This window comes from Giesbergeria anulus (genome assembly GCF_900111115.1).
GTDB lineage: Bacteria > Pseudomonadota > Gammaproteobacteria > Burkholderiales > Burkholderiaceae_C > Simplicispira > Simplicispira anulus.
The window spans coordinates 122913-143470 of the sequence record NZ_FOGD01000002.1 but is presented as its reverse complement, the minus strand read 5'-3'; the positions used below and the strand labels follow the sequence as shown (position 1 = coordinate 143470).

Here is a 20558-nt window from a genome sequence, read left to right as displayed (position 1 = left end):
GCGTGGCAGTGTAGGGCTTGAGCTGACGGGGGCACAATGCGAAGTTCACTTGTCCACCACCGATTTCTGTCATGCAATTTGCCTCCCGCCTCGACGCCATCGAAACCTCGGCCATCCGCGAACTGTTCAAGCTGCTGGGCAAGCCCGGCATCATCAGCTTTGCCGGTGGCTTTCCTGACAGCGCGATGTTCGATGTCGATGGTATTCGTGCCGCTACCGAGCGTGCCTTGAGCCAAGACCCCGGAGCGGCTTTGCAATATGGTGCCACCGAAGGTTATCTGCCCCTGCGCGAGCAACTAGCAGCCTTTATGGCTAGCAAGGGGGTGCAAGATGCTGCCCCAGAGCAGTTGATCGTGACCACGGGCAGCCAGCAGGCTCTGGATTTGATTGGCAAAACCATGATTAGCCCCGGTGACAAGGTGATTGTGGAAGGCCCGACCTTTCTAGCCACTATCCAGTGTTTCCGCCTTTATGGTGCCGATATCGTGACGGCACCGATTGATGGTGATGGCGTCCAAACCGATGTGCTAGAGCAACTCATCATCGAGCACCGCCCCAAGCTGATTTACCTGATCCCCACCTTTGGCAACCCCAGCGGCGCTACCTTGAGCCGAGAGCGGCGCTTGCGCGTATTGGAGCTGGCAGCGCAGTACCAAACGCTGGTGGTAGAAGACGATCCGTATGGCGATTTGTATTTCAACGCCGCACCGCCACCGAGCTTGCTGGCGCTGTCTAGCCAAGTGCCCGGCAGCCGCGATTGGTTGGCGCACTGTGGTTCCCTGAGTAAAGTGCTCTCGCCGGGCTTGCGTGTGGGCTGGCTGATGGCACCGCCTGCCCTGCTGGCCAATGCGGTAATGTGCAAACAGTTTAGCGATGCCCACACCAGTACCTTTGCCCAAGCCGTGGCGGCGCAGTACCTGCAAGCGGGCCGGATGCCTGCCACGCTGGCCCATGTGCGCCAAGTCTATGCCGAGCGCGCCCAAACCCTGTGCGATGCGCTGCGCGCGCAATTGGGCGATGCAGTGGAGTTTGTCCAGCCGCAGGGCGGCTTGTTTGTGTGGCTGCGCCTGACCGGGGCTGGTGGTAAGGAGCACAACGCCCATGCCTTGGCCCAGCGCGCTATTGAGCGCGGTGTGGCCTTTGTGCCCGGTGCGCCTTTCTTTGCCCAGAACCCCGACCCGGCCACGCTGCGCCTGTCTTTTGCCACGGCTGATGTGGAAAAAATCCGCGAAGGTGTAGCACGGCTGGCCCAAGCCCTGAACGCCGCATGAGCCGTTTGCACACTGAACTCCAGCGCTTGTATCTGCTGGAGGACTTTCCAGCAGATGACACAGCCCCGGCACTGATCGACGCCCAAGGCCGGGTGCGCGCCATCGTGGTGGAACTGGCCCGCGCCATACCTTGGGAGCGGGTGGCGGCTTTTTGGCATCAAGTGCAGGATGAGTGGGGCTTGCCGCCTCCGGCTTTGGCGGTGTCGGGGCGCGATGGTTTTCAGCTTTGGTTCTCGCTGGCTGTGCCAGTACCGTTGGCGGAGGCGTTGGACGTGGTGCAGTGGCTGCGCCAGCAGTATGGGGCCGATGTTGCCCCGGCGCAGTTGCGCACTTGGCCCACACCAGAGCACCAACACGCGCCGCTGGTGCCTGCCGTGCAGGGTGGCACGGGTTATTGGTCGGCTTTTATCGTGCCCGGCTTGGGCAGCATGTTTGCCGAGGAGCCTTGGCTGGAACGTGCCCCCAGCCCTGATGCCCAAGCTGATTTGTTGCAGCCGCTGCAAAGCATTGCGCCAGCGGCTTGGAGCCGCATGGTGCAGCAGTGCCAGCCTGCGCCCAGCACGCCCAGCGCTGTGCCAGCAGCCCCTAGCCCTGCCGGGGGGGAGGCCTACCATTTTCTGCACCGCGTGATGAACGACGCCACCGTGCCTTTGCCCCTGCGTATCGAGGCGGCTAAGGCCCTGCTGCCCTACAGCGCTAGGCCGTATCATCGCGCCCCTGAGACGTCCATTCCGGGCGAATTTTCCCATTGAAGGACAACTCCATGCGCAAAACATTCCAACTTCAGATCGAAGGCAAGCACCCCGACCGGCTGCTTGACGCCACCAAGCACGAGATTCGCAAATACCTTAAGCGCGAACGCAGCCGCCCCTTGCCTGAGGGCGCAGACTATTGGGACTTTGCCTGCCAATTTGGCCCCAGCAAAGAAGCCGCTACCCCTGTGGGCGTGGGCGAGATCATCGCAGCGGTCGATGCTTTGGCCAAAGAAGGCGGCACCCAGTTTTATCTGGAAATTCTGGCCGGCCACGGCAAGCGCCAAGCGCCGCCGGTGCGTGGCCCCGTAGAGCCGCCGCTGGCTGCCCCCTATTTGGGCGAGGACTGAGCACTGGCAGCTTGTGCAGCGCGCAGTTTGTCTTTTTTGCTAGGGCGTTTGCCCTTGATACCACCATTGCTGGGCGATGGTGCCGGAGCCACCTCCGTCGGTTCAAAGCCAGCAATGTGCTCTAGCGGCAGGCTCAAGTGCTGGCGTTTTTCGATCAGTTGCCAATGCGCTTGGCTGGCCGGAGTGACAAACGTCACGGCCAAGCCGCTTTCACCGGCTCGGCCAGTGCGGCCAATGCGGTGGGTGTAATCTTCGGTAGAACGCGGCAAGTCGTAATTGACCACCACGGGCAGTTGCGCAATGTCGATGCCACGGGCGGCCAAGTCGGTAGTGACCACCACCTGCCAGCGGTTGGCCTTGAACTCATCGAGCACCTGTGTGCGTGCCCCTTGGCTCAAATCGCCATGAAAGGGCGTGGCAAATACCTTAGCGCGGTAGAGCTTTTCTGCCACATGCTCGGCGGTGTATTTAGTGGCGACAAACACCAGCACCCGATCCCAGCCTTCATCCTTAATCAGTTTGAGCAAAAGCTGGGTGCGGCGTTTGTCGTCTACGGCCAAGGCGCGTTGCAAAATGGTGGCGTCGGCGTGGGTCTCGTCCTCGCTGGCAGCGACTTCGATACGTACGGGTGAGCGCAACAGGCTCTGCGCTAGGGCTTGTACGCTGTCAGGGAAGGTGGCGGAAAACAACAGCGTTTGCCGCTGTGCGGGCAGCAGTGCGAGTACGCGGTTCAGTTCTTCGCTAAAGCCTAAATCCAGCAGGCGGTCGGCCTCATCGAGCACCAGCAGTTGCACGGCAGACAGGCGCAGCGCCCGCTGATCGACCAAATCGAGCAGCCGCCCCGGTGTGGCCACAACGATGTCGGCACCGCCGCGCAAAGCCATCATCTGCGGATTGATCGAGACGCCACCAAACGCCACCACCACTTTGGGCGGTTGCGATAACGGTTGGCCCAAGCTGCGCAGCACCTCGCCCACTTGGGCAGCCAGTTCGCGGGTGGGCACTACCACCAAGGTATGCACCCGGCGCGCACCGCCACCAGAATGGCGCGCCAGCAGCAGGTTTTGGTGCTGTTGCAGTGCAGGCAGGGCAAAGGCGGCGGTTTTGCCCGAGCCGGTGCGGGCGCTGGCCCAGACATCAGCGCCTTGCAAAATAGCCGGAATGGCCTGTGTTTGGATGGGGGTGGGCACGGTAAAGCCCAGCGCGCTGGCAGCATGGGCCAGAGCGGGAGAGAGGCCAAGAGAGGCAAAAGGCATGGTTGGATAGGCGCTAGGAGACTGAACAGAGGGGCGATAGCCCGGCAAGGGGGCATTGTGCGCTATGGCGGTGTGTGGCCTGATAATTGCTGCTGAGTGCGCTTAGCTGCCTAGCCTGTGAAAGTTTGTGCCATGCCTTTGTCTATTGATTCTTCCACCATCACCCACAGCATCCAACTCTCGGTGGCACCGGTGTTTTTGCTTACTGCCGTCGCGGGCATGATTGGTGCCGTGGCCGGACGGCTGGCGCGCATCATTGACCGCGCCCGAGTGGTAGAAGAGCGCGCCCGCCAAAGCGTTGAATCTGAATTTTTGCAACGGGCCTTGCTGGAGCTGGGCTATTTGCGTACGCGAGGGCGCATGGCCAACGGCTGCATTGGTTTGCTGACCTTGTGCGGTTTTCTGATCGGCTTGACCATTGTGTTGCTGTTTTTGGGCGAGACCACCAATTTTCGGGGCCACAGTTGGGCGCTGGGCAGCTTTTTGACGGGCGTGGTGTCGTTTTTGCTGGCGCTGGTGCTGTTTTTTGTCGAAACCGTGATGGCCACCCGGCTGCTCAATTTTCATATGCTGGGGCATAAGTAAAGACTGGGGTGGGCGGGCCAGTGTGCCAGCGCGGCCATACGGCCACGCTCACGCTACGATGGCAGAAGTTCAACCGACGATGCAAAAAAAGGAAATTTTATGAAGGGCAACTTTGCCGCCGTGGTGCTGGTGCTGCTGGGCAGCTTTTTTCTGCTCAACAACCTACAGCTGATTGATATCAGCCTATTTCAACTGTTCCGGGTGTGGTGGCCTTTGATTTTGATTGTGGTGGGCGTCATGCTGTTTTTTGCGCCGGATGGCCGCAACCGCAAATGAAGGGGTTGGCGAGTTTAGGTGGGCTGGTGTATTCCACCGATCATGGCCGTATGTGCCCCGATTGCCGCCAGCCGCAAGCGCAGTGCGTGTGCAAAGCGGCTACGGTGCCCCAAGGCGACGGCATTGTGCGTGTCTCGCGGGAGACCAAAGGGCGCGGCGGCAAGGCGGTTACGCTGGTTAAGTGCGTGCTGCTGGATGCAGCAGCGCTGGCACAACTGGGCAAACAGCTTAAAGCCGCCTGTGGCACCGGCGGCACCGTCAAAGACGGTGTGATTGAGGTGCAAGGCGACCATATCGAGCGTGTCATGGAGGCCCTGAAAAAACAGGGCTATACCGTGAAGCGTGCAGGTGGTTAATACCCCACCAACCTGCCCATGAACATCGACGATCAACCCGTTCCTGCCTTGGTGTTGCAGGCGTGGAAGCAATCCATTGCGCACGCCACGCCTGCGGCCATCCAAAAGCTGGTGGGCCAGCACAAGGAGCTGGGTGCCGGTTACCGCGTGGGCAAGGTGGATATCAAGGTGGCCTGCACCCGTATCCAGCATCAGTTGGGGCTGTTGGCAGAATTGCCCCCTGCTTACCGAGCTTTACTGCGCCAGACCACGTTGGCCGATGGATGGGTGTCGGTGTTGTCGCAGCAGGCCTTGGAGCGCTGGGCAGCGCCGCTGTGCCATTATTTTGGCACGCTGGCGCTGGTGGCCGCCTTGTATTTGGACGAGCGCGAAGCCGTGCGCCATCTGGCAGTGCAATGGCTAGAGCAGCCACCGGGCCAAGCACCCCATGAGGCACCGGCCCCGGAGGCGCTACAGGCAGCGGCGCAAGGCTTGCATGCCGAGTGTGCCCCGCTGTGGGCGCACTTGCACACCCTGTCCACGCAGGCCGCTGTGCCTACCACTGTTGCTGATCCCCCAACGCCGATGGCTGGCACCCACCGCACCGCCAATGAGCAGCGGTTGGTGCAGGCCCTGCGTGAGAAGGATAAAGAGGTCAAACGCCTGCGCCGTGAACTCAACGCCTTGAGCGGCCAGCACCAGCAGCAGGCGCTGGATTTGGCTGCCGCCCTGCATGGCTGGGACGATGCCAAAGCACTGGCTGCTACAGCCAAAGCAGAGCACACCGCGCTGCAAACCCAATGGGAAGCGCGCGTCACCCAGCGCGTCACGGCGCTGCTGGATGAGCGCTTGTTGCCTTGGCTGCGCCCTGCCGAAGCCTTGGCCGATGAGGTAGCCGCTTTGTCTGGCTCCCATCACAGCCTATTGCAACAGGCCGACGCGCTGTTGCAGCGTCAGGCTGCCCACGACCGTTTGCATGGTTTGCGTTCGCAGTTGCGCACCGAGTTGCAAGCCTGCCATGAGGCCCATGCCCGTTTGGAGCAGGCCCGCCATGATGCCCTGCGTCCCTTGCCTGAGTTATGGCCTTTGGCCCAGCGCCTACAGGCCCGTATCGAGCAAATAGAGCAGCGCTTGCAAGACCCGGCACCGGCGGTGACGTCTGCACCAACGCACCCTTTGCTGGCGCAAATCGAACAAACTTTGGCTGCGCAGCAAACGCTGGATGGTGTGGCCGACGTACGCCAAGCTTTGCAAGCCAGCGCTACTTTGGGTTGGTTGCAGGGGCCAGCTTTAGCGCAGGCCTATGCCTTGGTCGATCAGGCCAGTGTGCGGCTCTATGCACAGGTCAGCATGGCCCCCAGTGGCGAGCACTATTCGGACTGGTGGCGCGTGTTGCCCCTGCGCGCCTTGCAAACAGCACTGGCCCAAGGCCACAATGCCAGCTTGCTGGTGGATGGTCACAATGTGCTCTATACCCAAGTGGCTAACTTTAGGCCGTGGTACGAGCAGGGCCAACCCGGTGCCCCAGCGCGTGAGCAGCTCACGCGCCTGTTATTGGCGGTGGCACAGCGCTACCCAACGCTGCATATTGATTTATGGTTTGATGGCCCCGTGCTTTCGGAGAGTACACGGGCGGCCAATCTGCGTGTGCATTTTTCTGGCGGCCAAGGCAGTGACCGGGCCGATGCGCGCATCTTGGCCCATCTGCACCATTTGCAGGTGGCCGTTCCTGCCCAATTGCGGCTGTTGGTCACGCAAGACCAGGCCCAAGCCACGCAAGCGGAGCATGCTGGGGCTTGGGTGCTCGCCCCAGCAGAACTACTGTGGTGGTTGCGTCCCCGCGCCTGAGCGGCTGGCTTACTTAGCGGGGGTAGCGGCTGGGGTTGCTGGGGCGGCAGCAGCAGCGCGGGCCGCTTCAGCCTTCTTTTTGGCCTCATCGGCCTTTTTTTGCAGCTCTTGGGCTTCTTTTTCGGCGGCTTCGGCAGCTTTGGCTTTGGCCGCAGCTGCCTCGGCCTCTTTGGCCTTGGCGTCGGGCGTCATAGCGCTGGCGATGGCGTTGCCTGCCAAAGAGCCAGCTACGGCACCCACTGCCGCTGCGCCCAAGGTGCCCATCATGCCTGAGCCACCTGCGGCGGGGGCCGCAGCCGCAGCAGGCAACGCTGGGCTGGCCGGTGCCACCGGGGGCGTTGGTGCCGTGGGGGGCGTGGCGTTACTGCCAATGCGCGCAGTAGGGGCGGTGGGTGCAGGCTTACTCCGGCCAAAAAGTTTGGCATGGGCCAGTGAGGGCATGAGCATGGCCGCAGTGGTCAGGGTGAGAACGGTGGCCGTGGCGCGCAGGGAAGGGGCAAGCATAAAAACAGTCTCCGTGAGGGTGCGGTGTCGCAGTCCTATATAGGACTGCCCGGTGCGTTTGAAGTTCCGTGCAGAATGGGCAGGGCGTGCGGGTCTTCAGGCGGGTCGGTGCTAAACACCGGGCGAGTGCCAAAGTAGCCCAGATACAGGTTGCGCGCAATGCCGTGGGCTACGCTTTGCAATTCATGGGCTACGTCGGGGGAAAACAGCCGTTCAGTGTGCTGACCCCACAAGCGCACCCAAGCAGCAAAATGCTCTGGTGCAATGCCGCTCAGTGCCATGTGTTTGGCAAACACGTTGCCGCTGTAGCGTTTGTCGCCCAAAGCAATCGTGCTCCAAAAATCCACCATGCGTTGCAAGTGTGGCTCCCAACGTTCATGCAGTGCTTGCTCAAACACCGGGCCTAGCACCGGGTCGGCGCGCACATCAGTATAAAAATCATGCACCAAGCTGGTGATGCTCTCGGTGTTCAGGTGTTGCGTGGTTGGCTCTGGCATCGAGTGGCCGCCTTTAGCGCAGTATTTCCAGCAGGCGATCTAAGCCGCCACTGTTGATGGCTACCTTGGCTTGGGCGCGCACGGCTGGTTTGGCATGGTAGGCCACCGACAGCCCCGCTGCGCCCATCATGGGCAGATCGTTGGCCCCATCGCCCACGGCAATGGCTTGGCTGGGCGCAATGCCCATCAGAGATGCTACTTCTAGCAGGGTACGGCGCTTTTCTGCACCATCGCAAATATCGCCCCAGCATTGCTCGATCAGGCGGCCTGTCAGGTGGCCGTCTTCAATTTCTAACTGGTTGGCGCGGGCAAAGTCCATGCCCAGACCGGCCTTCACCCGGTCGGCAAAAAAGGTAAAACCACCCGAAACCAGCAGGGTTTTGAGTCCAGCAGCACGGGCAGCAGCCATCAGCTCTTGTGCGCCGGGGTTAAAGCGCAAGCGCTCAGTGAACACGGCTTCTAAATGGGATACGGGCACGCCCTTGAGCAATGCCAAACGGCGGCGCAGGCTGTCTTTGAAGTCGGTAATGATGCCCTGCATCGCTGCTTCGGTGATGGCGGCCACTTCGGCCTTGCGCCCGGCGGCATCGGCAATTTCGTCAATGCACTCAATGTTGATAAGCGTCGAGTCCATATCGAACGCGATCAGCTTGAAGTCTTGCAGGCGTAAGGGGCTGGTAATGTGTTGTACAACAAGGCCGGGGGAAAGTTCAGTAGCGGTGGTGGTCATCGGTGTCAGTCAAAATCCAATATTTGCGCTTTTGGTATCAGAGAAATTGTAGGACTTATGCAAATTGCCACTTGGAACGTCAACTCCCTCTCCGTGCGCTTGCCGCAAGTGTTGGACTGGCTGGCCGCCAACCCCGTCGATGCCCTAGGTTTGCAAGAACTCAAGCTGGTAGAAGACAAGTTCCCCTTTATGGCCCTGCAAGCAGCGGGCTACCACGCCGTGGCCCACGGCCAAAAAACCTACAACGGTGTGGCGTGGCTCACGCGCCAGCCAGTGCGCGATGTGGTGCGCAACATTCCCGGTTTTGCCGATGAGCAGGCGCGCACTATTGCTGCCACCCTCGATACCCCGCAGGGGCCGCTGCGCCTCATCAATGGCTATTTTGTCAATGGGCAGGCACCGGGCAGCGACAAGTTTGCCTACAAGCTGCGCTGGCTCGACGCTCTGCGCGCTTGGGTTAAGGCCGAACTGGTCAGCCACCCCCGACTGGTGGTGTTGGGTGACTTCAATATCGCCCCCGAAGACCGAGATTCGTACGATCCGGAAGGCTTGCGCGGCAGCATCCACCACACCGAGGAGGAGCGGGCGCAATTTCAAGCCCTGCTGGGTTTGGGCCTGCACGATGCTTTTCGGCTGTTTGAGCAGCCAGACAAGTGCTTCTCTTGGTGGGATTATCGAATGCTAGGCTTTCAAAAAAACCGGGGGCTGCGCATTGACCATATCTTGGTGAGTGACGCGCTGCGCCCTGCCGCGACTGCTTGCACCATTGACCGAGCCCCCCGCAAAAACCCGCAACCCAGCGACCACGCCCCGGTGGTGGTTACGCTGGCCGATTGAGCCGTAAACCTCGGTACTAAATGCCCAGCAGATCAGGGGGCTGCCTTTTTGTGGCAGGCTCGGAAGCTGCTAGGTCTGCCTCAATGCGGTTCACTACCTCTAAAAAGCGGTCGCCATTAATCCAGTTGGCTTGGTGTTTGTAACCATGACCGCCGTTTGTCCGATCCCATTTGTATGTACGTTGTCGCAAATAGGTCAGGTTGGCTTGTTGCAAAGCCTGCTCACCACCCATAAAGCCGACGATGATATGCGCCTCTTTATCACGGCACAACCGCTTGATTTGCTCAAAATCAGTATGTGCTTGGTAATTCTCTGGGGCCGCTTGGCTGCCGCCATCCAATTGGCGTAGTGCATGGCAGATGGTGTACCACTCTGAGGCAAACGGGTCATCGATTTGATCTGCCAATTCGCTAAATGTCAGCACCTTGTCCATGCGGTTGAAGTGGCATGCCTCTTGTTGCAGGGCTGTAGCTGGAACCAGATACATGACTTGGGCTTTGCGACAAGCCTTCAGGGCTTCTAGGCCACCAGGGAAACGCTCTGCCAACATCTTTTGAACAAAGGCGTACTTGTCAGCTGCTAAGGAAGCTTTCTCGATTTTCTTCAAATCCTCTGCCAAGAAACCCGCTCCTTGGTCTAGCACCTGCAACCTCTTTTCCAGATAGGTCGCTGCCTGTTTTGTACAGAAGCTACCACTGGCAGTTTTGAGCTCCAGAAACACCAGTTCTTGTCGGGTTTCGTTGTAGAGTAGCCAGTCGATATTGCTCGACTGCAGCCCCACCGGTTTCAGCAAGGGGAACTCCGGGCAAAGCATCCTGTACTGGCCGCTGAACCCTTCATCTTTTTGCAGCGTAGTGGTCAATACCTCAGCCAAAAAGAAACCTAGTATCGGGCCAACCACGCGCTCGATCTGCACCTTAGGAATTTGGTTGCCTTCTAGGATATGTACCATCAACTGATGGATAAAGAGGGTTGGCTGTGTCATGCGAATTCCTGATGTGACGTGGACTTGGGAATCTCCACCAGTGGGTTACAACCACTCACAGCGTATATTCAACTTAGCGCTCGAGAAATTTACAGGGTTGCAGAAAAACTGCTATTTTTCTTGCTGATAGAGTTGTTTTGCGGGGGGCAGGGTCATTTACACAGCCAAGTATCGGTTGGTACCATGTGCCCATCAGGGTTAGCGTCGCAGAGATGCTGGCTTGAGGGCGAGCGCTTTAGTCCTCATGGGCATCTAAGCCCAACTCTTGGATTTTGCGTGTGATGGTGTTGCGCCCAATGCCTAGGCGCTGCGCCGCCTCCATGCGTCGGCCATGCGTGGCCGCCAAGGCCGCTGTGATGAGCCGAGACTCAAAACGGCGCGTCAGCACATCCCAGACATCCGCTTGCCCACTTGCCAATAGCGCTTGGGCTTCTGCTTCCAGCGTGGACTCCCAGTCGGCATAGATGGCCCCAGCCCTTGGCTCTGCCATTGGCGGCACATGAATCGGCGGTTGGCCCAAGGGGGGTATGGGGAGCTGTGCGGGCGTTACGGCTGCTGCTGGCGCTGCGGGCACTTCTAGCACCTCTGGCGGTAAATCCTGCACCGAAATCACTTGGGCTGGGGCCATCACGGTCAGCCAGTGGCAGATGTTTTCTAGTTGGCGCACATTGCCTGGAAAGGCAAACAGCGCCAACCGGGCCAAGGCGGCATCGGCAATGCGTTTAGGCTCCACGCCCAATTGGCGCGCACTTTGTTGTAAAAAGTGGCGCGTGAGCATCGGCACATCTTCGGGGCGCTCGCGCAAGGCGGGCAGGCGCAGCCGGATCACGTTCAGGCGGTGGAACAAATCCTCACGGAAACCACCATCCTTTACGCGCTGCTCCAGATGCTGGTGCGTAGCGGCAATCACGCGCACATGGGCCTTGACGGCACTGTGCCCACCCACGCGGTAAAAATGCCCATCTGACAGCACGCGCAACAGCCGTGTCTGCAAATCGAAGGGCATATCACCAATTTCATCCAGAAACAGCGTGCCGCCTTCTGCCTGCTCAAAGCGGCCCCGGCGCTGGGTTTGCGCGCCAGTAAAAGCACCACGCTCATGGCCGAACAGTTCGGATTCGAGCAGGTCTTTGGGGATGGCGGCGGTGTTGATGGCTACAAACGGCCCACTGGCGCAGGGTGAATGTTTGTGCAAGGCCCGTGCAACCAGCTCTTTGCCGGAGCCAGACTCGCCGGTAATCAGCACCGTGACCACACTTTGGCTCAAGCGGCCAATGGCGCGGAACACATCTTGCATCGCTGGGGCTTGGCCCAGCATCTCGGCAGCGGCGGCGGGGCTGTCTTGGGCTACGCTTTCGCGCTGGCTTTCTTGCACAGCACGGCGTATTAACTCTACCGCCTTGGGCAAATCGAAGGGCTTGGGCAGGTATTCAAACGCACCGCGCTGAAACGCAGACACCGCACTGTCCAGATCGGAATAGGCCGTCATGATGATGACGGGCAATGCCGGTTGCATGGCATGGACTTTTTCTAGCAACTGTAGCCCGGAGCCACCGGGCATCCGAATATCACTGACCAGCACTTGCGGCCCCGGCTGGGAGGCATCGCCAGAGCCGACCTCGGCCAGCGCCTCCAGCACTTCGCGCGGGTTAGTAAAGCTGCGCGTGGGCAGGTTGTCACGCGCCAGTGCTTTTTCCAGCACAAAGCGGATCGAGGGGTCGTCATCTACTATCCAGATCGGCTTCATGGGTGTTGTCTCTCACTGGTTACCGGTTATTTATCCTCAGGGCAGCGGAATCAGGATGCGAAAGTCGGTGCGACCGGGCGCGCTATCGCACTCGATCATGCCGTGGTGGCGCTGCACAAAAGTTTGTGCCAACGTTAAACCCAAGCCCGACCCGCCATCGCGCCCCGACACCAAGGGATAAAAAATGCGCTCCCGTATGGCATCGGGCACGCCCGGCCCGTTGTCAATGACATGCAATTCCAATGCCAGCTTGTAGCGCTCGCGCCCCAGCGTCACTTGCCGGGCCACGCGGGTGCGCAAGATGATGCGTGCGTCGTGCTGTGCCATTTGCGGCACCAGCGCCTGCGCCGCGTTCTGTACCACGTTGAGCACCGCCTGAATCAGTTGTGCTTGGTCGCCGCGAAACTCTGGGATCGAAATATCGTAGTCTTGCTCAATGCGCAAGCCCTGCGGATACTCCACCAGCACCAGAGAGCGCACGCGCTCACAGACTTCGTGGATATTTACGTCGCCCACCAGATGGGGGTGGCGGTGCGGCTCTAGCAGCCTATCGACCAAACTTTGCAGGCGGTCGGCCTCATGGATGATGACTTGGGTGTATTCCGTCATCTCCGGGCTGTCGAGTTCCATCTCCAGTAACTGGGCAGCCCCGCGAATGCCTCCCAGTGGGTTTTTGATTTCGTGGGCCAAATTGCGTATCAGCTCTTTGTGCGCTTGGGCCTGATCGCGCAGGCGCTCTTCACGGTCTTGGCGGGCCTGCTGCTCTAGCGGCCACAGCTCTATCAGCACCTCGCCGGGGCCATCACCGGGCACCACACTCACGTGTACCAGCACCGGCTCTTGGTGCAAGCGCTTGAGGCAACCATCAAAGCGCACGGCAGCAAAATCCTCGCTGCGGTTGCCTGCCAGCGCATTTTGTAGCAACGAGGGCAGGGTGAAGAACTGGGTAAAGTCCATGCCCTCTAGGGTGCGCCGCGATAGCCCGACGGCGTCTTCAAGGGCAGCATTGGCAAACTGCACAGTGCCATCGCCGCGCAGCACGGCTACCAACACCGACAGCAAATCGAGCGACTGGAAACGTCCGGCCAGTACCGGCATGGGGGCGGATGGCGTCATTTCAGGCGCCCCATCTCGCGTTGAATGCTCGCAATATCGCTTTCTACCCGCGCAATGTTGGCCTTGAGTTCTGCCGTGCGCTCGGCGTAGCCTTGCACATTGCGCATCTCAAGGGCAGTTTTTTCCGGGGAACCGTTGTTGTATTCTTTTTGCAAATCAGCTAATCGGGTTTGGGCTTTGCGCAATTCGGCTTCAAAAATAGCACGGGCATCGGCATCACGGGCGCGCTGCGCGCTGTTGTCAACCTTGGGTGCCCCGGCAGGCGATGTGGCGGTGGCAGCCGGTTTACTACCGGCAGCAGCGCCCGCATTGTTGCGTGGCGGTGACTGCACCACGGTAATGTTGCCGCCATCCACCGCCTTGCAGCCGCGCTCTCGCGCTTGGGTGGCATTGTTGGTGTATTCGTTACCGCAGCGGTAGATGCGATCTTGCGCCCAAGCTGCATGGGCTGCCAAGATGGCGCACAGCAAGCCAGACCGCAAGATGAAACGTGTTTTCTTCATTCAATTCCTCGCCCAGAACATGCAGGGGTATGCGCCAGAGTATCCGCGAAAGACTTTGCCCGTCTACGAGACAAATGGCAGCAGCACCCTACAGTTCATCCGATAGCAGTGTGCCATCTAGGTTCCGTGGCTGGCACACACCAGCTGTACTGGCATGAAAAAAGGCGGTGCGCTATACACACCGCCTTCGGTTGGGTAGCTGGGCCGATGTAGCCCAGCCCCGGTGCTGATTACAGCGAGTAGTACATGTCGTATTCGACAGGGTGCACAGCCATACGGAAGCGTGTCACTTCAGTCATCTTCAGTTCGATGTAGGCATCGATCATGGCGTCAGAGAACACACCACCCTTGGTCAGGAAGGCGCGGTCTTGGTCGAGGTGCTCCAGCGCTTGATCCAAGCTGTGGCACACGGTGGGCACCAGCTTGTCTTCTTCGGGGGGCAGATGGTACAGATCCTTGGTGGCAGCTTCGCCGGGATGGATTTTGTTTTCCACGCCGTCCAGACCCGCCATCAGCAGGGCAGCAAAGCCCAAGTAGGGGTTCATCAGTGGATCGGGGAAGCGAGCCTCGACGCGGCGGCCCTTGGGGTTGGACACGTAAGGAATACGGATCGATGCCGAGCGGTTCTTGGCCGAGTAGGCCAACTTGACCGGAGCCTCAAAGTGGGGAACCAGACGCTTGTAGCTGTTGGTGCCAGGGTTGGTGATGGCGTTGAGGGCGCGGGCGTGCTTGATGATGCCGCCGATGTAGTACAGGGCGAAGTCCGACAGACCTGCATAGCCGTCGCCAGCAAACAGGTTCTTGCCGTCTTTCCAGACCGACTGGTGAACGTGCATACCGGAGCCGTTGTCGCCGTGGTAGGGCTTGGGCATGAAGGTAGCAGTCTTGCCGTAGGCATTGGCTACGTTGTGGATGACGTACTTTTGCAGCATCGTCCAGTCGGCGCGCTCTACCAAGGTGCTAAAGCGGGTGCCGATTTCGTTTTGGCCTGCGCCAGCCACTTCGTGGTGGAACACTTCAACGGGAATGCCCAAGGATTCCAAAATCAGCGACATCTCAGCGCGCATGTCTTGCGTGCTATCGACAGGGGGCACTGGGAAGTAGCCACCCTTGACCGTGGGACGGTGGCCACGGTTGCCGCCGTCGAGCTTGGAGCCGGTGTTCCAAGGGGCTTCGTATTCTTCGATTTCGTAGAAGGTGTTGTGTGGCTCAGTGCCCCAACGGATACCATCAAAAATGAAGAATTCGGGTTCTGGCCCGAAGAAGGCGGTGTCGCCCAAGCCAGAAGCCTTGAGGTAGGCTTCAGCGCGCTTGGCGATGGAGCGGGGGTCGCGGTCATACGACTTGCCATCGCTGGGTTCGATGACGTCGCAGGTCATCACCAGGGTGGGTTCTTCAAAGAAGGGGTCGATCACTGCCGTGTTCGGGTCAGGGATCAATTGCATGTCGGAGGCTTCAATGCCTTTCCAACCGGCAATAGAAGAGCCATCAAAAGCGTGGCCCGACGAGAACTTGTCTTCATCAAAATGCGACACCGGCACCGTGGTGTGGTGTTGCTTGCCACGGGTATCGGTGAAACGGAAGTCAACAAACTTGACTTCGTTTTCTTTCACCATGTTCATCACGTCTGCAACGGTCTTGGCCATCAGGTTCTCCTGGAAAAACGCTCGTTGAAAAAATAGATATATGTCCGGTCAAAGCAGATTACATGCCAGCCACGGCGCTATTGTGCCTGTTTGCGCCCGCCTTATGCTTGGATAAGCGCTTAAAGATTACGCACCAATTCGGGGCCACAATTTGCACCAAGTTGGTGCAGCTTTGCACGCAAATCGACCCAAGCAGCGGGTACGGCGCTGGTGGGGCCTTTAACACCCAATTCAATATGGCGGCCATGCACCGGGTGATCGACACTGGGCAAACTGAACACGCGCACCTCTGGGTGGTCGTGCTCTAGCTGCTGCATCAGCGGTGTGAGTGCTGCTTCCATTGCACCATAGACGAGCACAGAATGCTCCGTTTGGGGTGCTTGATGGAACAGGTGACCATAGTGCTGCTCTAGCACCCATTCCACCATCGGCCAAGCCATGACCGGAAAACCGGGCACAAAATGCACTGCACCAGCATTGGGCACGCTGCAACTAAAACCGGGAATTTTGTTGTACGGATTGGGAATGATGCGCGCTCCCACCGGAAACATGCCCATGTTGAGGCGGTGTAGGTTGTCGGGCAATTGGGGATCAAAGGGCACATCCTGCTCGCGGGCCATGTCTTGGATGCGTTCGCGGATCAGGGCAGCGGCCTCCGGGTGCAGCTCCAATGCCACTCCCAAGGCGCGGGCAGCACATTGGCGGGTATGGTCATCCGGTGTGGCACCGATGCCGCCGGTACTAAACACCACATCACCAGAGGCAAAGGCCCGGCCCAAGGTGGCAGTGATGCGTTCGGGGTCGTCGCCCACATAGTCGGCGTAAGACAGTGCCAAACCGCGTGCGGCCAGCAGCTCAATGATTTTGGCTAGATGCTTGTCGGCACGCTTGCCTGAGAGGATTTCATCGCCAACGATAATGAGACCGAATTTTTGCATAAGGTGTTGCTTTTTCAGGAAACGGAAGGTGGCAGAACAGGCGGTGGCTGCAGCTCGGCACTTTCGGGCAGGGTGGCTATGGTGGGCAGCGGCCCGTCTGGGGCGGCAGCGCGCTGCTCCGCACGCAATTGTTGCAGCGCTGCCAAACAAAAATGGATAAACCATAAAGACGAAAAGGCAAACACCAAGGTGTAAATCCAGATGGCCAAGGGCACCAGAATGAAGAAGGCGGCCACAAACAACACCCCAGAGGCCCAGACAATGGCCGGGGCTGCCCCCAGATAGCCACAAATCACGCCCATCAGCAGCAAGGTCATGCGGTGGCGGCGCAGCAGTTCTTGGCATTCGGCGTTGCTGGCGTGTTCTGCCAAGGCATCCAATGCCATGACTCGGTAGGTTAGCCAGCCCCAGATCAAGGGCGGCACGATCAGCACCAGTGGCGGAATCAGCCATAAGGGCATAGACAACAACAGTGCCGCCAGCGCCAGCAGTGTTGCGCCGATAGAAGCCACTATGCTGTGCAGTAACGAGCCGCCTTGCAGACGCTCTAAGGTCGGAAAGCGCCGTTGCCCGACCAAAGCCACCAACGCGGGCGTCATTAAAAAGGCGACTGTGAGCAGCGAGACCAGCACAATCACGGGTGTGATTAGCACGGCCACCATGATCGGGGCCAGCAGCTGTGTGACGTTACTCAGGCCCTGCTGCTCTAGCCAACTCCAGACAAAACCAAGCCAACTGGTAGCCTCCAAGGTGGTGCGCATGGCCTGTACGGCTTCTTGCCAGTAGAGGTAGCCGCCACCCACGGCCAGTGCCCCCATGAGCAGCAAGGGTAGCAAAGACCAAGCGATCACACGCGGCAGCATGCAATACGCTAGGGCGCGAAAAAAGGAATCCATGAGTTGTGCCATGTTGGTAAGCATAGCGCTTAGGCACGCAAAAACAAAAAAACCTTTCAGACCGAAATCTGAAAGGTTTTTTGTGCCGCTTTTTGCGGAGAATTGGTAGGCGCGATTGGAATCGAACCAACGACCCCCACCATGTCAAGGTGGTGCTCTAACCAGCTGAGCTACGCGCCTCTGTCTGAATCAACAGAGAACGCTATTGTAGCACCATAAAAACGGCAGCCTCCGTTTTTTATGCAAAAAAGTTTCAACGCCGACGCGCCGAGCGCACACAAGGCACCATCGCCACCGCAGCCAGTACCTTCCTCAAACGGCCAGCATCCGAGACCTCTACGGTGAAGGTCATCCAAGCTGTGCCCTTGACGCTCTGGGTTTGCACACCAACCACGTTGACTTTTTCTTTGGCAAAAACTTCTGAGATGTCGCGCAGCAAGCCTTGGCGGTCGGAGGCTTGCACCATGACATCCACCGGATAGACCGAAGCCACGTCCGACTTTTTGGGCAGGCCCCATTCGACCTCAATCACGCGCTCAGGCGTGCGTGCGGCCAGTTCATGAAAATTGCTGCAATCGGCCCGGTGGACGCTCACCCCTTTGCCACGGGTGACAAAGCCACAAATCTCGTCGGGCGGCGCGGGCTTGCAGCATTTGGCTAACTGCGTCATCAGCGAATCGACACCCACCACCAGTACGCCGCCTTTGGGCGTGCGGTCGGCATAGCGGACTTTTCTTTGCAGCAGATAGTCTTCAATATCAGGGGGCGGCTCTGGAGGGCGCAGCAGATTTTCGATATTGCGCAGTGAGAACTCGTCTTTGCCCACCACTTCAAACAGCGCATCGGCTGATTTGAAGCCTAACTGTCCTGCCAGATCGTCCAGTTTGATGGCGGTTTTGCCTTCGCGCTGCAACAGTTTTTCGACTGCTTCGCGGCCACGGGCCACGGTTTCGTGCAGGGCCCGGGCGTTGAACCACGCTCTGGCCTTGGCGCGGCCCCGATTGCTGTTGAGGTAGCCTAAATCGGCGTTGAGCCAATCGCGTGACGGGCCGCCTTCTTTGGTCGCGATGATCTCTACTGTTTGGCCGTTTTGCAACTGGGTGTTGAGCGGCACCATGTTGCCGTTGATCTTGGCACCCCGGCAGCGGTGGCCTAAGTTGGTGTGTACGGCATAGGCAAAATCGACCGGCGTGGAGCCTTGCTGCAATTCAACAATGGCCGCGTCGGGCGTGAGCACATAGATGCGGTCATCAAACAGGCCTTGTTGTTGCGGTGCGCCCACCAAGTCGCGCTCCCATGCCAGCAACTGGCGCAGCACGGCAATTTTGCTGTCGTAGTCGCCATTGGCCGAGACCCCGGCATAGCCTTTGCTGCCCGCCTCTTTGTAGGCCCAGTGCGCAGCCACACCGTGCTCGGCGTGGTCGTGCATGGCTTGGGTGCGAATCTGAATCTCAATGGTGCGCCCAGCTTCGTCATAGACGACGGTATGCAGCGATTGGTAGCCATTGGGCTTGGGCCGGGCGATGTAGTCATCAAACTCCTCGGCAATGGACTCAAATTGGGCATGAATCCAACTGAGGGCCGCATAGCAATCGCGCACGCTGGGCACAATGACGCGCAAGGCGCGCAAATCAAACAACTGGTCAAAATGCAGCGATTTGCCGCGCATTTTTTTGACGATGCTGTAGATATGCTTGGGCCGCCCCTGCACGCTGGCACTGATGCTGCGTGCGCGCAGTTCAGACGCCACTCTGGCGCGTAGTTGCGCCATATAGACCTCGCGCCAAGCGCGTTTTTCGTCCAGCAGGCGGGCCACTTCGCGGTAGGTTTGTGGCTCCAGAAAGCGAAAGGCCAGGTCTTCCATCTCCCACTTGATTTGCCAGATGCCCAGCCGATTGGCTAGCGGCGCAAACACATGCAGCGCCTCGTGCGAGATGCTGGGGGGCACTGGCGTGCTGCTGGCCGCGTGGTAGCGCAGGGTTTGCAGGCGCGAGGCCAGCCGCAGCATCACCACGCGCAAGTCGCGTGAAAACGCCAGCAGCATTTTGCGCACATTTTCGGTTTGCACCGCCGGGTCGTTGACCTGCTGCACCGACGGATGCACGGCACGCGCGCGCTCTTGCACTCGCATCAGCTTGGTGGTTTCGACGGCCAAGGTGGCAAAGTTCTGGCCGAAGGCTTTGGCAATTACCTCTTCAGGCTTGTTCAGGTGCATACAGGCATGCACCAAGTAGCTGGCCGCCTGCATGGCCTCGGAGCCGCCAATCACCTTGAGGATGGCGGCTACGGCATCGGCGTGGGCGAGGGCATTTTCGCCGGTGGCTAGGTTTTCATCGGCAATCAGGGGCTCGGCAAAAGCACGGGCGCGGATGAGGGCATTTTCTTGCTCTGGCAGGGTCTGGGAGGTGGCCACAATCAGTGGGGCCACGGGTGCCACTGGTTCGGGCAAGGACAAAATATCAAGCGCGGGGCTGGGAGAAACGGTCATGCACTCACTACCTTGGCTCATCGGCCGGGAATAAAAAATCACTTACCACAGCCACCTGTTCGGCCACCACCAAGGTGGGGGCGTGTCCGACGTTGTCAAATTCAACCAAGCGAGCTTGGGGGCCGCGCTGGGTCATGGCAGCGGCGGTGGCTGAAGACAGCAGATCCGATTGTGCGCCACGCAGAAGCAAAGTTTGTGCCGTGATGTGCTCATAAAGCTGCCACATCGCCGCCTCCCCGGCTTGGGCCATCTCCGGGGTGGCTTGGGCTAATGTGCGAAAGGGCACGGCAATGGCCGGGTCGTAATGCAGGGTGAGGCCCCCTTCGGGCCGTGGGCGCAATTGGGGGGCGCACAAATCGAGCCACTGCTGGCGCGTGTGCGGGCCAAAATGACTGCCTGATATCCCCCAAAGGGCATCAGCGGCTTGTTCCAGAGAATCAAATTGCTCCATTTGCCCCACGTACTCGCCAATGCGCGTCAGCGCCTCCCATTCAATCACTGGCCCAACATCATTGAGCACCAAACGGCGCACTGGTACCGGCAAAGGCAGGCCCGGCTGGCCCAGTAGCCCCAGCGCAATCAAGCCGCCCATGCTGGTGCCCACCCAATCGAGCGTGGTGATGGGGGCCTGCTGGTGCAGTTGGGCCAGCAAGCCCAGTATGTCGGCCACATAGAGCGGTATTTGGTAGCCCTGCGGATCGGCCAGCCAGTCGCTTTGGCCACGGCCTGCGACATCGGGGCAAATGATGCGCGCATAGGGGCTAAGAGTGCGTGCCAGCACATCAAAATCGCGCCCTTGGCGCGCCAAGCCGTGTACACAAAGCACCACATGCGGATGGTGGAGGTTGCCGGTGGCATTCCATTCCCAATAGGCCATGCGGCGCACTGCCTCAGACTGGCCAGCGGGGGCGGCCCAAGGACAGGGTACGTAGTTCAGCGTAGGTTTAAGCATGGGGGCAGCTCCGGGAAACATGGCGGGATAATGGCTCAGGATGCCA

21 protein-coding genes and 1 tRNA gene are annotated in these 20558 nt (G+C 59.4%); 8 read left to right on the top strand and 14 right to left on the bottom strand.

Going from position 1 to position 20558, the window contains the following annotated elements; translation table 11 throughout:
• Nucleotides 1-71 precede the first annotated feature (71 nt).
• From BMX55_RS04580 to BMX55_RS04570, 3 genes are read left to right on the top strand one after another with little or no spacing between them, the layout of a single operon-like run.
• Nucleotides 72-1271 carry an aminotransferase-like domain-containing protein gene (locus tag BMX55_RS04580; protein WP_091453572.1) on the top strand — a complete coding sequence of 400 codons (1200 nt, stop codon included), beginning with the start codon at nt 72-74 and terminating at the stop codon, nt 1269-1271.
• Nucleotides 1268-2023: a hypothetical protein gene (locus BMX55_RS04575; RefSeq protein WP_091453569.1), complete on the top strand. Its 756-nt coding sequence runs from the start codon at nt 1268-1270 to the stop codon at nt 2021-2023. The genes BMX55_RS04580 and BMX55_RS04575 overlap by 4 nt, the downstream gene beginning before the upstream one ends.
• A gap of 11 nt (nt 2024-2034) precedes the next feature.
• On the top strand, nt 2035-2373 hold the full coding sequence (locus tag BMX55_RS04570) for a DUF6172 family protein (RefSeq protein ID WP_091453566.1): 339 nt from the start codon (nt 2035-2037) through the stop codon (nt 2371-2373).
• Here BMX55_RS04570 and BMX55_RS04565 read toward each other — a convergent pair.
• The gene (locus BMX55_RS04565) at nt 2355-3629 is read right to left on the bottom strand and encodes a DEAD/DEAH box helicase (RefSeq protein WP_091453564.1); all 1275 of its coding nucleotides are present in this window, start codon (nt 3627-3629) and stop codon (nt 2355-2357) included. The genes BMX55_RS04570 and BMX55_RS04565 overlap by 19 nt on opposite strands.
• Before the next feature lie 132 nt (nt 3630-3761).
• Between BMX55_RS04565 and BMX55_RS04560 the strand changes: the two genes are divergently transcribed.
• From BMX55_RS04560 to BMX55_RS04550, 4 genes are all read left to right on the top strand, one after another.
• Nucleotides 3762-4214, top strand: a complete 453-nt coding sequence (locus tag BMX55_RS04560; RefSeq protein WP_091453561.1) for a DUF2721 domain-containing protein — start codon at nt 3762-3764, stop codon at nt 4212-4214.
• A 99-nt stretch (nt 4215-4313) separates the two neighbouring features.
• Nucleotides 4314-4490, top strand: a complete 177-nt coding sequence (locus BMX55_RS16370; RefSeq protein ID WP_177172822.1) for a LiaI-LiaF-like domain-containing protein — start codon at nt 4314-4316, stop codon at nt 4488-4490.
• Nucleotides 4487-4846 carry a translation initiation factor Sui1 gene (locus BMX55_RS04555; protein WP_091453558.1) on the top strand — a complete coding sequence of 120 codons (360 nt, stop codon included), beginning with the start codon at nt 4487-4489 and terminating at the stop codon, nt 4844-4846. Before BMX55_RS16370 ends, BMX55_RS04555 begins: the two co-directional genes overlap by 4 nt.
• A gap of 18 nt (nt 4847-4864) precedes the next feature.
• Nucleotides 4865-6673 carry a hypothetical protein gene (locus BMX55_RS04550; RefSeq protein WP_091453554.1) on the top strand — a complete coding sequence of 603 codons (1809 nt, stop codon included), beginning with the start codon at nt 4865-4867 and terminating at the stop codon, nt 6671-6673.
• A 9-nt stretch (nt 6674-6682) separates the two neighbouring features.
• Here BMX55_RS04550 and BMX55_RS04545 read toward each other — a convergent pair whose 3' ends face one another.
• Genes BMX55_RS04545 through serB form a run of 3 tightly spaced genes read right to left on the bottom strand, consistent with a single transcriptional unit; the run spans nt 6683 to nt 8404 of the window.
• A complete protein-coding gene (locus tag BMX55_RS04545; protein WP_091453551.1) occupies nt 6683-7177 on the bottom strand; it encodes a hypothetical protein in 495 nt (164 codons plus the stop codon).
• Nucleotides 7178-7212: 35 nt separating this feature from the next.
• Nucleotides 7213-7674, bottom strand: coding sequence for a group III truncated hemoglobin (locus tag BMX55_RS04540; RefSeq protein WP_245751284.1), 462 nt, complete (start codon nt 7672-7674; stop codon nt 7213-7215).
• Nucleotides 7675-7687: 13 nt separating this feature from the next.
• Nucleotides 7688-8404 carry a phosphoserine phosphatase SerB gene (gene serB, locus BMX55_RS04535; RefSeq protein ID WP_091453548.1) on the bottom strand — a complete coding sequence of 239 codons (717 nt, stop codon included), beginning with the start codon at nt 8402-8404 and terminating at the stop codon, nt 7688-7690.
• Between the two features lie 57 nt (nt 8405-8461).
• Here serB and xth point away from each other — a divergent pair, with 57 nt between their 5' ends.
• Nucleotides 8462-9241, top strand: coding sequence for an exodeoxyribonuclease III (xth, locus tag BMX55_RS04530; RefSeq protein ID WP_091453545.1), 780 nt, complete (start codon nt 8462-8464; stop codon nt 9239-9241).
• Nucleotides 9242-9257: 16 nt separating this feature from the next.
• Here the strand turns inward: xth and BMX55_RS04525 are convergent, their stop codons facing one another.
• The 10 genes from BMX55_RS04525 to BMX55_RS04480 form a co-directional block, all read right to left on the bottom strand.
• Entirely contained in the window at nt 9258-10226 is a 969-nt protein-coding gene (locus BMX55_RS04525) for a hypothetical protein (RefSeq protein WP_143059574.1), read from the bottom strand.
• Nucleotides 10227-10461: 235 nt separating this feature from the next.
• Nucleotides 10462-11973, bottom strand: coding sequence for a nitrogen regulation protein NR(I) (ntrC, locus tag BMX55_RS04520; RefSeq protein ID WP_091453538.1), 1512 nt, complete (start codon nt 11971-11973; stop codon nt 10462-10464).
• Between the two features lie 36 nt (nt 11974-12009).
• On the bottom strand, nt 12010-13089 hold the full coding sequence (gene glnL, locus BMX55_RS04515; RefSeq protein ID WP_091453535.1) for a nitrogen regulation protein NR(II): 1080 nt from the start codon (nt 13087-13089) through the stop codon (nt 12010-12012).
• Nucleotides 13086-13592, bottom strand: coding sequence for a hypothetical protein (locus BMX55_RS04510; protein WP_091453532.1), 507 nt, complete (start codon nt 13590-13592; stop codon nt 13086-13088). The genes glnL and BMX55_RS04510 overlap by 4 nt, the downstream gene beginning before the upstream one ends.
• 230 nt (nt 13593-13822) lie before the next feature.
• Nucleotides 13823-15238: a type I glutamate--ammonia ligase gene (gene glnA / locus BMX55_RS04505; RefSeq protein ID WP_091453530.1), complete on the bottom strand. Its 1416-nt coding sequence runs from the start codon at nt 15236-15238 to the stop codon at nt 13823-13825.
• A 119-nt stretch (nt 15239-15357) separates the two neighbouring features.
• Nucleotides 15358-16176: a competence/damage-inducible protein A gene (locus tag BMX55_RS04500; protein ID WP_091453527.1), complete on the bottom strand. Its 819-nt coding sequence runs from the start codon at nt 16174-16176 to the stop codon at nt 15358-15360.
• Between the two features lie 14 nt (nt 16177-16190).
• Nucleotides 16191-17096 carry an EI24 domain-containing protein gene (locus tag BMX55_RS04495; RefSeq protein ID WP_177172821.1) on the bottom strand — a complete coding sequence of 302 codons (906 nt, stop codon included), beginning with the start codon at nt 17094-17096 and terminating at the stop codon, nt 16191-16193.
• A 79-nt stretch (nt 17097-17175) separates the two neighbouring features.
• Nucleotides 17176-17252 (bottom strand) — tRNA-Val (locus BMX55_RS04490).
• 73 nt (nt 17253-17325) lie between these two features.
• Nucleotides 17326-19560, bottom strand: coding sequence for a RelA/SpoT family protein (locus BMX55_RS04485; RefSeq protein ID WP_091454820.1), 2235 nt, complete (start codon nt 19558-19560; stop codon nt 17326-17328).
• 7 nt (nt 19561-19567) lie between these two features.
• A complete protein-coding gene (locus BMX55_RS04480; RefSeq protein ID WP_091454817.1) occupies nt 19568-20512 on the bottom strand; it encodes an alpha/beta fold hydrolase in 945 nt (314 codons plus the stop codon).
• Nucleotides 20513-20558 lie beyond the last annotated feature (46 nt).

Coding starts and splice junctions, on each gene's coding strand:
- BMX55_RS04575 (WP_091453569.1), top strand. CDS start 1,268: ATGAGCCGTTTGCACACTGAACTCCAGCGCTTGTATCTGCTGGAGGAC.
- BMX55_RS04570 (WP_091453566.1), top strand. CDS start 2,035: ATGCGCAAAACATTCCAACTTCAGATCGAAGGCAAGCACCCCGACCGG.
- BMX55_RS04560 (WP_091453561.1), top strand. CDS start 3,762: ATGCCTTTGTCTATTGATTCTTCCACCATCACCCACAGCATCCAACTC.
- BMX55_RS04555 (WP_091453558.1), top strand. CDS start 4,487: ATGAAGGGGTTGGCGAGTTTAGGTGGGCTGGTGTATTCCACCGATCAT.
- BMX55_RS04495 (WP_177172821.1), bottom strand. CDS start 17,096: ATGCTTACCAACATGGCACAACTCATGGATTCCTTTTTTCGCGCCCTA.
- BMX55_RS16370 (WP_177172822.1), top strand. CDS start 4,314: ATGAAGGGCAACTTTGCCGCCGTGGTGCTGGTGCTGCTGGGCAGCTTT.
- BMX55_RS04510 (WP_091453532.1), bottom strand. CDS start 13,592: ATGAAGAAAACACGTTTCATCTTGCGGTCTGGCTTGCTGTGCGCCATC.
- BMX55_RS04500 (WP_091453527.1), bottom strand. CDS start 16,176: ATGCAAAAATTCGGTCTCATTATCGTTGGCGATGAAATCCTCTCAGGC.
- serB (WP_091453548.1), bottom strand. CDS start 8,404: ATGACCACCACCGCTACTGAACTTTCCCCCGGCCTTGTTGTACAACAC.
- BMX55_RS04480 (WP_091454817.1), bottom strand. CDS start 20,512: ATGCTTAAACCTACGCTGAACTACGTACCCTGTCCTTGGGCCGCCCCC.
- BMX55_RS04565 (WP_091453564.1), bottom strand. CDS start 3,629: ATGCCTTTTGCCTCTCTTGGCCTCTCTCCCGCTCTGGCCCATGCTGCC.
- xth (WP_091453545.1), top strand. CDS start 8,462: ATGCAAATTGCCACTTGGAACGTCAACTCCCTCTCCGTGCGCTTGCCG.
- BMX55_RS04485 (WP_091454820.1), bottom strand. CDS start 19,560: ATGACCGTTTCTCCCAGCCCCGCGCTTGATATTTTGTCCTTGCCCGAA.
- BMX55_RS04550 (WP_091453554.1), top strand. CDS start 4,865: ATGAACATCGACGATCAACCCGTTCCTGCCTTGGTGTTGCAGGCGTGG.
- glnA (WP_091453530.1), bottom strand. CDS start 15,238: ATGGCCAAGACCGTTGCAGACGTGATGAACATGGTGAAAGAAAACGAA.
- ntrC (WP_091453538.1), bottom strand. CDS start 11,973: ATGAAGCCGATCTGGATAGTAGATGACGACCCCTCGATCCGCTTTGTG.
- BMX55_RS04540 (WP_245751284.1), bottom strand. CDS start 7,674: ATGCCAGAGCCAACCACGCAACACCTGAACACCGAGAGCATCACCAGC.
- BMX55_RS04525 (WP_143059574.1), bottom strand. CDS start 10,226: ATGACACAGCCAACCCTCTTTATCCATCAGTTGATGGTACATATCCTA.
- BMX55_RS04545 (WP_091453551.1), bottom strand. CDS start 7,177: ATGCTTGCCCCTTCCCTGCGCGCCACGGCCACCGTTCTCACCCTGACC.
- BMX55_RS04580 (WP_091453572.1), top strand. CDS start 72: ATGCAATTTGCCTCCCGCCTCGACGCCATCGAAACCTCGGCCATCCGC.
- glnL (WP_091453535.1), bottom strand. CDS start 13,089: ATGACGCCATCCGCCCCCATGCCGGTACTGGCCGGACGTTTCCAGTCG.